General features: G+C 66.7%; 12 protein-coding genes. 4 read left to right on the top strand and 8 right to left on the bottom strand.

The features are described from left to right. Positions 1 to 43: 43 nt before the first annotated feature. Complete coding sequence (locus QFZ61_RS03210; protein ID WP_307033261.1) at positions 44 to 583, top strand: 2'-5' RNA ligase family protein; 540 nt, start codon at positions 44 to 46, stop codon at positions 581 to 583. Positions 584 to 700: 117 nt separating this feature from the next. Continuing rightward, entirely contained in the window at positions 701 to 1867 is a 1167-nt protein-coding gene (locus QFZ61_RS03205; protein ID WP_307033259.1) for a GGDEF domain-containing protein, read from the top strand. A gap of 22 nt (positions 1868 to 1889) precedes the next feature. Here the strand turns inward: QFZ61_RS03205 and pgm are convergent, their stop codons facing one another. Then, positions 1890 to 3551, bottom strand: a complete 1662-nt coding sequence (gene pgm / locus QFZ61_RS03200; protein ID WP_307033257.1) for a phosphoglucomutase (alpha-D-glucose-1,6-bisphosphate-dependent) — start codon at positions 3549 to 3551, stop codon at positions 1890 to 1892. Between the two features lie 131 nt (positions 3552 to 3682). Here pgm and QFZ61_RS03195 point away from each other — a divergent pair, with 131 nt between their 5' ends. Next, complete coding sequence (locus QFZ61_RS03195; RefSeq protein WP_307033255.1) at positions 3683 to 4171, top strand: DUF4190 domain-containing protein; 489 nt, start codon at positions 3683 to 3685, stop codon at positions 4169 to 4171. 87 nt (positions 4172 to 4258) lie between these two features. Here QFZ61_RS03195 and QFZ61_RS03190 read toward each other — a convergent pair whose 3' ends face one another. The 7 genes from QFZ61_RS03190 to QFZ61_RS03160 are packed head-to-tail and all read right to left on the bottom strand — an operon-like array spanning position 4259 to position 11004. Then, positions 4259 to 5761, bottom strand: a complete 1503-nt coding sequence (locus QFZ61_RS03190; RefSeq protein ID WP_307033253.1) for a mannitol dehydrogenase family protein — start codon at positions 5759 to 5761, stop codon at positions 4259 to 4261. A 42-nt stretch (positions 5762 to 5803) separates the two neighbouring features. Next, entirely contained in the window at positions 5804 to 6682 is an 879-nt protein-coding gene (locus QFZ61_RS03185; RefSeq protein WP_307033251.1) for an ABC transporter permease, read from the bottom strand. Further along, positions 6682 to 7605 carry an ABC transporter permease gene (locus tag QFZ61_RS03180; RefSeq protein WP_307033249.1) on the bottom strand — a complete coding sequence of 308 codons (924 nt, stop codon included), beginning with the start codon at positions 7603 to 7605 and terminating at the stop codon, positions 6682 to 6684. The genes QFZ61_RS03185 and QFZ61_RS03180 overlap by 1 nt, the downstream gene beginning before the upstream one ends. Then, on the bottom strand, positions 7602 to 8735 hold the full coding sequence (locus tag QFZ61_RS03175) for an ABC transporter ATP-binding protein (protein ID WP_307033247.1): 1134 nt from the start codon (positions 8733 to 8735) through the stop codon (positions 7602 to 7604). The genes QFZ61_RS03180 and QFZ61_RS03175 overlap by 4 nt, the downstream gene beginning before the upstream one ends. Then, complete coding sequence (locus QFZ61_RS03170; protein ID WP_307033245.1) at positions 8732 to 9193, bottom strand: hypothetical protein; 462 nt, start codon at positions 9191 to 9193, stop codon at positions 8732 to 8734. The genes QFZ61_RS03175 and QFZ61_RS03170 overlap by 4 nt, the downstream gene beginning before the upstream one ends. A gap of 40 nt (positions 9194 to 9233) precedes the next feature. Beyond that, the gene (locus tag QFZ61_RS03165) at positions 9234 to 9959 is read right to left on the bottom strand and encodes an extracellular solute-binding protein (RefSeq protein ID WP_307033243.1); all 726 of its coding nucleotides are present in this window, start codon (positions 9957 to 9959) and stop codon (positions 9234 to 9236) included. Further along, positions 9946 to 11004 (bottom strand): LacI family DNA-binding transcriptional regulator, encoded by a 1059-nt coding sequence (locus tag QFZ61_RS03160; RefSeq protein ID WP_307033242.1) that lies wholly within the window; start codon positions 11002 to 11004, stop codon positions 9946 to 9948. The genes QFZ61_RS03165 and QFZ61_RS03160 overlap by 14 nt, the downstream gene beginning before the upstream one ends. Before the next feature lie 240 nt (positions 11005 to 11244). Between QFZ61_RS03160 and uxaC the strand changes: the two genes are divergently transcribed. After that, the gene (gene uxaC, locus QFZ61_RS03155) at positions 11245 to 12675 is read left to right on the top strand and encodes a glucuronate isomerase (RefSeq protein ID WP_307033239.1); all 1431 of its coding nucleotides are present in this window, start codon (positions 11245 to 11247) and stop codon (positions 12673 to 12675) included. The last annotated feature ends 14 nt before the right edge of the window (positions 12676 to 12689 follow it).

The following is a 12689-nucleotide window of genomic DNA, read 5'->3' as shown; positions in this document are numbered from 1 at the left end:
GGCGTGCGGGGCGCGCCTCGGCGGGCAGTGGCAAACTGAGCCCATGCGGAACCTGATAGTGGTGGCCTTCCTGGAACCGGTCACCGAGGGGACGGACTTCCCCCGCGAGGCCTGGCCGTTGCACATCACCCTGGTGAAGTTCGACGTCGTCGATCCGCTCCCGCCCGGCGACGGCGATAGCGAGGGGGGCGCCGACGGCGAAGGCCACCGTGACCCCGTCGTCGAAACGGTGGCAGGGCTCATGGACGCGCCGGTCCGGGCATTCCTGGGCAGTTCGCTGACCGTCGGCGGCGGGGCCGGGTTCGGCCGCGGCGGGTCCGTGCCGGTCAGCCTGATCGAACCCAGCGCCGCACTTCAGCACCTTCACGAAGCATTGGTTGATGTGGTGGAAGCGTTGCCGGGGCGGGTCTCGACCCCGGCTTACACCCGGAGCGGGTACCGTCCCCATGTTTCCCATCGCGGCGGAAAGGCACCGCTGGCAGGCGAAAAACTGGTCCTGAACCGGGTCGCCTTGGTGGACATGGCGCCCGACGGCGGTCATGCCAGCCGGCGCGTGCTAAAGCTCTGGAGGGCTGCAATGTGAATGAGTCTCTTCATTTCCCGCCCGAGGTGCAAACAAGGTGCAATACTGGGGTCAACTTTGAGAGTCTGACACCGATGGATACCGGGGTCACTGGGTGATTGCTGGGGGAACCACCGGATGATGCTTGACACTTCCACCCTGCGTGTCGCCCTCGCCATCGTGACGCTGACTTTGCTGTGCCTGTTCTACTTCATCACCTTCCGGCGCACGCGTTCGTCCTACAGCGGCTGGTGGTGTTCCGCTCTGCTGCTCTTCCTGACCGGATCCGCGTCCTATCTGCTCGACGGAACGGTGCATCAGAGCTGGGCGAATCCGCTGGGCAACACCCTGCTTGTCGGCGGTGCCGGGGCGATGTGGGCTGGGGCGAGGTCGTTACGGAGGACCAGTCCCAAGCTGTGGTCCTTGCTGGCAGGACCGGTGGTGACCGGGGTCGTTTCCGTGATGGATCATCCCGCGACGAACAACTGGTCCGGCGGTGCGGTGATGCTGGGGCTGATGGCCCTGATGCTGGGGCTGTCCTCGCGCGAACTCTTCCGGCTCGACCCCGATTACTCAAGGGTGCACCGGCCCCTCGCTTACGGTTCGGCGCTGCTGGGACTTTTCTACCTCGGCCGCCTGATCGCCTTTCTCCTCGACGGCCAAGAAGGGCCGGTCTTTGTCACCTACTTTGGCTCCGTGGTGACCACGCTGCTGACATCGGTAATCCTGGTGCTCGCGTCCTTCACCATGGCCGAGGTGAGCAACGAACAGCTGACCCGTGACCTCCGCGCCCGCGCCACTGTCGACGGGCTAACCGGGCTGCTGAACCGCACCGCGTTCCTGGACCTGGCCGAGAACGAGCTGCGCCGCCTGAGCGGTGCCCGGACCACGGCGTCCATCGTCCTGGCCGACCTGGACCACTTCAAGGCCGTCAACGACAAGTACGGACACGCGGCCGGGGACGCGGCGCTGCAGACCTTCGCCGCGGCGTGTACGGCCTCCGTCCGCTCCACTGACCTCGTCGGCCGCTACGGCGGTGAGGAGTTCATCCTGCTCCTTCCCGGCGTGAGCCCCGAACGGGCCAGAGAGATGGCCGCGATAATCAGCCGGCGGCTACAGGAAGAACAACCCAACGTGGCGGCGAAGCTTCCCACGGTAAGCTACGGGATCGCCTCGACCGGCCCCGGCCGGGTCGACCTGCAAGCCCTGATCGACTCGGCCGACGCCGCCCTCTACCGGGCCAAAACGCTCGGCCGGGACCGGTCGGTGCTGGCAACCAGCCTGCGCGAGGAACAAACAGCCTGAGCGGCTACAACCGCCTGGGCGGCTACGAAATGACTCCGTCGACCAGGGCTTTGGCCTCGGCCTGCACCTGCTTGAGGTGCTCCTCGCCCTTGAATGACTCGGCATAAATCTTGTAGACATCCTCCGTGCCGGACGGGCGGGCCGCGAACCAGGCGCTCTCCGTCACCACTTTGAGGCCGCCGATGGCCGCGCCGTTGCCCGGCGCCTCGGTCAGCTTGGCGGTGATCGTTTCGCCGGCCAGTTCGGTCGCGGTAACGTCCGACGGCGACAGCTTGGCCAGAGCGGACTTCTGTTCTCGCGTCGCGGCGGCGTCGATACGCGCGTAGACGGGGTCGCCGAACTTGTCGGTCAGGCCCTTGTACAGCTGCGAGGGGGACTTGCCGGTGACGGCCGTGATTTCCGAGGCCAGCAATGCCAGCAGGATACCGTCCTTGTCCGTGGTCCAGACGCTGCCGTCTTTTTTGTTGAAGGAAGCACCGGCGGATTCCTCGCCACCAAACGCGCCCTCCCCGGACAGCAGACCGGGAACGAACCATTTGAAGCCCACCGGGACCTCAACAAGTTTGCGGCCCAGGCTGTCGGCCACCCGGTCAATGATCGACGAGGACACCAGGGTCTTGCCGACCACCGACTGGGGGTTCCACCCGCTGCGGTTCCGGTAAAGGTAATCAATGGCGACGGCGAGGTAGTGGTTTGGGTTCATCAGACCGCCGTCCGGCGTAACGATCCCGTGCCGGTCGGCGTCGGCGTCGTTCCCGGTGGCAACATCAAACGGTGCGGACCCGTCCGCCCCGGCGGCCATCCGGCTGATCAGCGAGGCCATCGCGGACGGCGAGGAGCAGTCCATCCGGATCTTCTCGTCCCAGTCCAGCGTCATGAAGGCCCACTGCGGGTCCACGGTCGGGTTCACCACCGTGAGGTTGAGGTGGTGGCGCTCGCCGATTTCGCCCCAGTAGTCCACGGAGGCGCCGCCCATGGGATCAGCGCCGATGCGGACGCCCGCGTCGCGGATGGCGTCGAGGTCCAGCACGGAGGGCAGGTCATCAACGTAGCTGGACAGGAAGTCGAACTTCCCGGTGCTGTCCGCGGCCAGGGCATCAGCGATGGGAACCCGCTTGACTCCGCGCAGCGCGTTCTCGAGGAGTTCATTGGCGCGGTTGGCGATCCAGCCGGTGGCGTCGCTGTCGGCCGGGCCGCCGTGCGGCGGGTTGTACTTGAAACCGCCGTCGCCGGGCGGGTTGTGGCTGGGTGTCACCACGATGCCGTCGGCCTGCGGCGCACCGGCAGGGGAGTTGTTGTTGTGGGTCAGGATTGCGTGGCTCAGGGCCGGGGTTGGCGTGTAGCCGTGGCGGGCATCGATCAGCACGTGGACGCCATTGGCTGCCAGGACCTCCAGGGCAGAGTTCTGGGCCGGTTCGCTCAGCGCGTGTGTGTCTTTGGCCAGATACAGCGGTCCGGTAATGCCCTGGCCCCGGCGGTACTCCACAATCGCTTGGGTGATGGCAAGGATATGCGGCTCATTGAACGACGCTTTAAGGCTGGAGCCCCGGTGCCCGGAAGTGCCGAACACCACCCGCTGGCCGGGGTCGTTCAAATCCGGCGTAACGTCGTAGTACGCGTCCAGGAGCGCAGTGAGATCAACAAGGTCTTGGGGTTGGGCAACTGTGCCCGCGCGGCTAGCCATGGCTCCAGCATGCCAGACGACGCGGCCCGGTGACATGATTGGGCCGGAATCGAAGCTGGGGTGACGTCCGACGTCCGGACAGGAAAACGCCCCGGCGGTACGCTGGACGGACACACGTAAGGGGGATGTCGATGACCGAGCAGGACAGGTACGGGGAGGACGAGTCGCACCGCGGTTACCAGCCGCAGTGGAACCCGGCGCCGGTATTCAAGCCATCGGGTCGGCCCGACAGCCACATCCCGCCGATGCCGCCCTCCGCCCCGCACCTCGGCCCGCCCGGGCAGCCGGGCGGCGGCTATGGCGCTTATGGGCCCCCGCAGCCCAGCCCGTACCTAAACGGCTACGGCCAGCCCCAGTATTACGCCGCCCCGCCGGTGCCAAGGGCCCTGAGTATCGCGAGCCTGTGCTGCGGCATCGCGGCCTTCATGGGGTTTGGTTTCTTCGTTCTTCCACAGCTGGCCGCCGTCGTCCTCGGCCACCTGGCCCTGCAACGCGAACCGGGCGGCAAGGGCCTCGCCATCGCCGGCCTGGTTCTTGGCTACGTCGCGATCGCCATCACGGTGCTGGTGATGGTCGTGCTCGGCGTGGCCTTCTCCAACGCGGAGTTCGTCACCCGCTAGAGGGCGCCGCTAAAGGGTTCCGCAAAGGGCACGGCTAAAGGGTTCCGTAAAAGGGCACGGACAAAAGGGGAACCTCGGCCTCCCGGTTTACGGCACCTCGGACAGCAGCTGCCGGACCGCCTCAGCCACCGCCGCCCGGAACTCCGGGTGGTCGGCAAGCTCTGCAGGAAAGATCTCCCGGACGGCCAGGAGCCGGTCAGCAAGTCCGGCCTCGGAGCCGGCCGCGGCTGCGCGGAGCATGTCCGCAACGGGGTCGTCCAAAACCAGGGGCCGGCCATTGACGTCCCGTCCGCGGTAGACAAATACCATCCAGGCGGCAACCAGCAGGGCGCCGGACTGCGGAACTTCCCCCGCGGCCAAGCGGTCGATAACCGTTCCGAGAATCCGCACCGGCAGCTTCTGCGACCCGTCCATAGCCACCTGGATGGTGGTGTGCCCGAGGTTTGGATTGGCGAAACGCTCCAGGATTGACTCGCCGTAGTCCGCCAGATCGGTGCGGGGCGGGGCGGTCAAGGTGGGGATAATGTCATTGCGCTGCAGCCGGCGCGCCTCCTCGGCCAGTCCCTCGGCGGACACGGCCTCAGCGATCGTCCGGTACCCGCGCAGGGCACCCAGATAGGCCAGCAGGGAGTGGGTGGCGTTAAGCATCCGCAGCTTGGCGACCTCGAAGACACCGACATCGGCGGTCACGACGGCTCCGGCGCGATCCCATGCCGGCCGGGGGACCTTGAAATTATCTTCGATGATCCACTGGCCAAACGGCTCTGCAACCACCAGAGCTTCATCCCGGAGCCCCAGCATCCCTTCGGCTTCCCGGCGGTTTGCCTCGGTTGTCGCCGGCACGATCCGGTCCACCATGGTGGAGGGGAACGTGACGGCGGTGTCCAGCCACTCGAGCATCTGTCCGGCCCCGGCCGCTTCCGCCAGGGCGAGCACCAGGCCGCGGGTAACGCTGCCGTTGGACATCAGGTTGTCACAGCACACCACCGCGAACGGGGCGCCGGAGGTGGCGTGGCGCCGAGCCAGGCCACGCGCCAGTAGGCCGAGGGGGGTCCGGGCAGCGCCGGCGAAGCCGCCGCCCGACAGCTCGGCCTTGAGCGCTACAACATCGGCGGCCACCGCCGGGCTGGCCAGATCCAGCGAGCCCTGAGGGGTCCGAGGATAGCCCTTCTCGGTGATGGTCAGAGACGCTAGGTGCACTGTCTCGGCAGCCAGCGTCCGCAGCACTTCCTCGGAATCGACTCCCGGGAACGCCACTTTACGTAGCGACCCCATGACGCGCAGCGACGTGGCGTCCCTGGCCTTCGTCAGCACTGAATAAAGGCCGTCCTGAGGGCCGAGCTGTTCCGCAACCTTCGCGGAACGGCCGGTGACGCCAAGGATGCCCCACCGGGTGTCGCCTGAGGCCGCCGCGGCGTCCTCGGTATAGACAGCCTGGTGCGCGCGGTGGAACGCGCCGACGCCGAAGTGGACCATCCCGGTGCTGAGCGCGCGGGGATTCACGGCAGGGCCGGAGACGCCGGGGCGTTCCGCCGCCGGAGCCAAGGTGGCCAGCGACAGGCGGTCCGTGAGGGTAATTGCAGACATCATGGGCCTTTCAGCCGGGGGAGGAGGGCGCGGACGGGTTACTGGTCAGTCGGTCTCTTCCCGGACCTGCGAAACAAGCTGGGTGGGATTGACGAACCGGAGGGCCACGACCAGCAGGACCATCATCATGAGCATGTAGACCACGGCCATCGCGTCCACCGACTGCTGGGCGCGGATGCCGGCACCGGTCATGGCCGTGAACAAGGCAACGACGAGGGTGTCCGACGTCGAATCCGAGGTCAGGAAGGTCAGTTCGAACATGCCCACGGTGCGGACCAGCACCAGGACGGCGGCCGCGAGGATGCCCGGCACCAGGAGCGGTGCGAGGATCCTGGTGAAGAGCCGCAGCATGTTGGCGCCGCACATCCGCGCCGCCGACTCGATTGACGGGTTGATCTGCTCGATGAACGGCGTCATGGTCAGGATGACGAACGGGATGGAGGGGACCAGGTTGGCCAGGATTACCCCGGTCAGGCCCGGGGCGAGGTGGTAGTACGTCAGCAGCGTCGCCAGCGGGATGCCGTAGGTGATGGGCGGCATCATGATGGGGAGCAGGAAGACGAGCATCAGGAGGCTCTTGCCCGGAAAGCTCCGGCGGGCCAGCACGTAGGAGGCAGGTGCTCCGATCAGGACGGAGATGCCGACGACGGCGACGGACACCGTCAGCGTGGTGCCGATGACCTGGGAGAGGTCGTACTCCTTCCACGCGTCCGCGTACCAGGCCGGGGTGTAGCCGGAGGGCAGCCAGGTGTCGAACCATTCCTTGGCGAAGGAGTTGACCACCACGGAGGAGACGACGCCCAGGAGCAGCAGCAGGAACACAGCCATGCTTCCCCAGATCAGGAACGTGCCCGGGGAGGACGCCAGGGGCCGCTTGGCGGCCCGCGGGGTGGCGGCCGTTTTCGGTTTCAGTGCAACGCTCATTAGCCCTTACCTCCGGTGGATCCTTTGTACATGCGGGAGCGCCAGATCAGCACCAGGATGATGACGATCAGTTCCACGACGCCCATGATGATGGCCGCGGCGGATGCGAGCGGGTAGTCGAACTGCTGGCCCCAGGCGTTGTACGCGACGTAGGCGATCACGCGCGTGGACCCGGACGGATCACCGACCAGGATGGCCGACGGGAAGACGCTGAAGGCCAGGACGAAGGTCAGGCAAAAGGTGATGGCCAGGCCGGGCGCCAGCAGCGGGAGGGTGATCCGGCGGAAACGCTGCTTCCAGTCCGCGCCCAGGGTCCGGGCGGCCGCCTCCAGCGACGGATCGATGCCGGAGAGGTAGGACAGGATCAGCAGGAACGCGAAGGGGAACCCCGAGATGATCAGCGACCAGAGCACGCCCCAGTAGTTCTGGACCAGCTGGAGGGGCTCAAAACCCAGGACGCCCAGGAACCGGTTCAGCCAGCCACGCTGGCCGAAGAAGTTCAGCAGGCCCTCGGCCGTGAGAACGGTCCCGAGCGTGATCGGGATGACCAGGACGGTGGTCAGGGCCCGCTTGCCGCGGAACTTCCCGCGCATCTTATACGCGAGGGGAACCGAGACCAGGACGTTCAGCAGGGCCGCCGGGAGCGCCAATTGCAGCGTGACCCAGATCGAGTCCATGCCCCTGACCGAAGGGTCCGTGAAGAACTTCACGTACGCGCCGAAAAGCCCGCCGGTCTTGGGCTGGAAGGACAGGCCCAGGCCGTAAACGAACGGATACACGAACAGCACCAGGGCGAACAGCAACGCCGGGACCAGCAGGAGAAGGAGCTTGTCGATTCCGCGTTCGGCCAGCCGGTGGGACAGTGCGGGACGATTGGCGGCGTCCTGCTTCCCCCGGGCCGGGCGCTGCCCGGTGACTGTCACAGCGCCGCCGCCTCAAACTCGGGAGCGGATTTTACCGGCGGCGCCAGCTCGGCGGGGAAGACCAGCACACGGTCCTGCGACGCCGTCAGGGTGACCCGCTGGCCGGGCTCCACGTGGCGGTGCGTGCGCACGTGCAGCGGCTTCCCGGCGTCGGACCTGGCCTCCACGGCGAACTCGCGGCCCTGGTATTCGACCACTTCGACCATGGCGTCGATGCTGGCCAGGCCGGCGGGAGCCGAGCCTGCCGGGGCGATGTCGAAGTCTTCCGGTCGCAGGCCGATCTTGACGGCGTCGCCGGCCCGGAGCGCTTCCTTGGACGAGCCGGTTACGGTGGTACCGAGGACCGAGACGGTCACGGCCCCGCCGTGGGCCCGCTCCACGACGCCTTCGAGCAGGTTGCGGTAGCCCATGAAGTCCGCGACGTGCCAGTTGGCCGGGTGTTCATGGAGCTCCTGCGGGGTGCCCACCTGCTGCACCTCGCCGAGGCGCAGCACCACAAGCCGGTCAGCCAGGGACAGGGCTTCCTCCTGGTCGTGCGTCACGTAGAGCGTGGTGAGACCCAGCGACTGGTGCAGCCGGCGGATCTCGGTGCGCATCTCCAGGCGCAGCTTTGCGTCCAGGTTGGACAGCGGCTCGTCCATGAGGACCAGCGGCGGACGCAGCACCACGGCGCGGGCGATCGCCACCCGCTGCTGCTGGCCGCCGGACATCTGCCCCGGCAGCTTGGAGGCGTGCGGACCAAGCTGGACCAGCTCGATGGCCTCGGCGACACGCTTCTTGATCTCCGCCTTGGGCACGTTGCGCATTTCCAGGCCGAACGCGATGTTCTTTTCCACGCTGAGGTGCGGGAAGAGGGCGTAGTTCTGGAAGACCATGCCGAAGCCGCGCTTCTCGGGCGGCAGCTGGTCAATCTGCTTGCCGTCCATCAGGATGCGGCCCCCGGTCAGGGGCAGCAGGCCGGCCAGGCAGTTCAGGGCGGTGGACTTGCCGCAGCCGGAAGGTCCGAGCAGTGCGATGAACTCGCCGCTGCGGATCGAGAGGTTGAGGTTCCGGAGGGCATTCTGCCCGCCGAAGGAGCGGGCCACATTGTCCAGCTCGAGGGTTTCAAAACTCGTGGCGTGGATGCTCATTTCTTTTGCTCAACCTTTCCGGTGGCCACCTGCGTGTCCCAGGTGTCGAAAGCCTTGACCAGGGCGGCGGCGTCGATCGGCGTGGCCTTGGGGTTGTCCTTGATGAGGGCGTCGTATTCGGGGCGGCCGAACTTGGCGATGACGTCCTTGCTGGCCTGCGGAGCGAGGTCGACGGTGACGTCCTTGATGGCCGGGCCGGGGTAGAAGTAGCCGGTGTCGAAGGTCTTGGCCTGCTGCTCCGGGGTCAGTGCGTACTGCAGCACCTGCAGGATGGCCGCCATCTTGTCAGCGGAGACACCCTTGGGGACGGCGGCGTACTGCGCGTCCGTGACCCAGGTGAAGTTTTTGAGCGCCTGCGTCTTGAAGTTCTCCGGAACCTGGCCCAGGGCGCGGGGGTTGATGTCCCAGCCCGTGGTGGTCAGGGCCATGTCCCAGGTGCCGTTCTTCAGGTTGTTCATGGTCACGCCCGTGCCGGTCGGGTAGGAGGAGACGGTCTGGTTAAGCTGCTTGAGGTAATCCCAGGTCTTGCTCCCAGCCGTTCACCGGGTCCTTCGGATCGGAGTCGCCCAGGATGTAGGGCAGGCCCATGAGGAATGTGCGGCCGGGCCCGGAGTTGGCCGGGCGGGCGTAGCCGAAGCGGCCCGGGTGGTCCTTGGCCCAGGCCAGGAGCTCCTCCGCAGTGGTGGGCGGGTTGGGGACCTTGTCCGGGTTGTATTCAAGCAGCGGTCCCGAGGGGTAGTAGGTCAGCTCCACGGCCTGGTCCTCGGCCAGCTTCTGCATCGCCGCCGCGGGCTCCTGGTAGTTGGCCATGTTCCCCAGCCGGTCCTTGTAATCCTTTGCCACCGGCGCGAACAAGCTCTCGCTGATGCCTGCAGCCAGGCCGTCGGTGCCGGTCAGGACCAGGTCGATCTTCAGGTTCCCGGCCTGCTGCTGTGCCTTGACCTTGCCGGCCATGTCCGGGGCGCCGGCGGTCTCCCAGGTGACGGAGGAGATGATGTCCGGGTGGTCCTTGGCGAACTGGTCGAAGATGGCACCGGTCAGCTGCTTGTTTCCGGCGACGTCGAGGATGTTCAGGGTGACGGCCTTGGAAGGCTTCTCCGGCACGCTGCCCGCGGACAGCGACGTGGCGGAGGCGTTGTCGCTCCCGGGGGCGCCGCAACCCGTGGCCAGCAGCCCGGCCACGCCGAGGGTTGCAGCCCACTGGACTCTTCTAGATGCTCGCATGGGATTTCCTTTCATTGCGTTCGGCAACGTTGCCGGACGGACGCTCACGGATAGCGGACGGAACTACAGATGTGGACTGCCGGACAACGATCTCAATGGGAAGGTATTCGGCGGTGCGGGGCACGGAGTGGGGGTCAAGGCTGTCCACCAGACGGTCGACGGCGGCGCTGCCCACCCTGCGCAGGGGCGCCCGGACGGTGGTCAGCGCGGGGGAGACGAGGGTCGCGGCGTTGATGTCGTCGATGCCCACCACGCTCATCTCCTCCGGGACACTGATACCCCGGGCATGTAGCCGGGCGATGACGCCCAGGGCCACGAGGTCGTTGTAGGCCAGGACGGCGGTGAGGCCGGCGGCGAAGGCGAGGTCTGCGGCGGATTGTCCGCCGCCGAAGACCGGCGCGAACGACCCCAGGGAGACCACCTCAAGCCCGGGAAGGCCAGGGACGGCCTGTTCGATGCCCCGGCGGCGCTGCTGGTCCGACCAGGAGCCGGTGGGGCCACCGGCGTAGCCCACCTTCCGGTGCCCCAAGGCATGCAGATGCTCCAGCGCCTGGCGGACGATTTCCTGGTCATTGACGGTGATATCCGGGAGGCCCTGCATGCGCCGGTTGATCAGCACCACGGGGATTCCGTCCACGAGTGAGGCGAGGTCCGCGTCGGGCATCCGGGACGAGCACAGAATGAGTCCGTCAACCTGCGGCTTGAGCTTGCCCACCAGCTCACGCTCCACGCGGCTGTCCTCGTCCGAATCGGCGACAAAGACGGAGTAACCGGCGGCGAGTGCCCTGGCCTGGACCCCCTTGGTGACCGAGGCGAAGTAGGGGTTCTCCAGATCCGGCACCACCAGGCCCAGTGTCCCCTTGCGTCCGGTGGCGAGTCCGCGGGCGGCGTTGTTCGGGACGTACCCCAGCTCCCGCGCCTTGTCGATAATCTGCTGGCGGGTGCGCGGGGCAACCAGGTCCGAGGCCGACAGCGCCCGGGACACTGTCGACGGCGACACGCCCAGCGCCTTCGCCACGTCGCGGACGGTAATGGAACCCTTCATGCGTACTTCACCTAACATTTCGCTAAACTGCCGCTTTGTGCGGCACGTCACATCCTGCAACCGTTTGCAGTAATCTGTCAATAGGCTGCAACGAAAATCATCTGAGCCGGCCCGCCGGGATGTTCAGCTTCCCGACAATTGCCGGGTTTTCATTGCTTTATCCCGACCCGCCATGCATATTGGTAACAGTTCAACCCCCAAACATTTGTTGCATTTTGTTTCATAGAAGAGGCGAATTACATGAGTGATGCCACTGCATGGGCCATCGATCCGGACCGGGCCCTTCCTGCCGATCCAACGACGCGGTCCATCGCCCGGGAGCTGTACAGCACAGTCGCCGGCCTGCCGATCGTCTCCATGCACGGCCACGTCGAAGCCGAAGTGTTCGTGGACAACGAGTTCTTTGGGAATCCCGCCGAACTGCTGGTGATTCCGGACCACTACCTGGTGCGCATGCTGGTTTCGCAGGGCTATACGCCGGCCGAGCTGGGCGTGCCGAACCGGCAGGACACAGCGCTCGCGGAGCGGGACGCCCGCCTGATCTGGCGGCGTTTCTGCGAGAACTGGAAGCTGTTCCGCGGAACGCCCACCCGGTACTGGCTCGAACACGAGCTGGCGGTGGTTTTCGACACCCCGCTGCAGCCGTCCGCCGAGAACGCCGATGTCCTTTATGACAGGCTCGCAGCCCTGCTCCAGACCGAACCGTTCCGTCCCCGGGCCATCCTCGACCGCTTCAACGTGGAGATCCTGGCCACCACAGATTCGGCGTTGTCGGACCTGTCCGCCCACCGCAAACTCAGCGACGAACTGGGGCCGGGCCGGATTGTTCCGACCTTCCGTCCCGACTCGCTGCTGCACGTCGACCATCCCCGGTGGCAGGACGAAATCCGGACGCTCTCCGAGGTTTCCGGCGTGGAGGTGGCGGACTATGCCGGCTTCCTGGCCGCCCTCCGGCAGCGCCGTGATGCGTTCGTCGAGGCCGGCGCCCGCGCCACCGACCACGGCCACCTGTCCGCTGACACTACCCCGTTGCCGGCAGCGGAGGCACAGCGCATCTTCGCTGCAGCCACCCGCGGCGAAGCGACCGCCGAGGAGGCGCAGGCCTTCTCCGGCAGCATGCTGTACGAGATGGCCCGGATGTCCGTCGAGGACGGACTGGTGATGCAGCTCCACCCCGGGGTGCTCCGCAACCACTGCCACAGCGTCTATGACTCCTACGGTCCGGACAAGGGCTTCGACATCCCCGTCAGCGTGGAGTTCACCCGTTCCCTGCGGCCCGTGCTGGAGAGCTTCGGCATGAACAAGGACTTCCGCTTCATCGCCTTCACCACAGATGAGACTGTCTATTCGCGCGAGCTCGCGCCGCTCGCCGGCTGCTATCCCGCCATGAAACTCGGCGCCCCCTGGTGGTTCCTGGACAGCCCCGAACAGATGCGGCGCTTCCGTGAGTCCGCCGTCGAAACGGCCGGGTTTTACAACACCAGCGGCTTCGTCGATGACACCCGGGCGCTGGCCTCCATCCCGGCCCGCCATGACCTGTCCCGCCGGATCGACGCCGGATACCTGGCGCGCCTGGTCACCGAAGGACGGCTGGGCATGGCTGAGGCCGTGGAGACCGCCGTCGACCTCACCTACAACTTGCCCCTGCAGTCCTACGCGGCCCGCCGCTGACCCCCGGAAGGAAC

Origin of the sequence: Arthrobacter sp. B3I4 (assembly GCF_030816855.1) — a bacterium.
Classification (GTDB): domain Bacteria; phylum Actinomycetota; class Actinomycetes; order Actinomycetales; family Micrococcaceae; genus Arthrobacter.
This window is presented reverse-complemented; position numbering and strand designations above follow the sequence as displayed.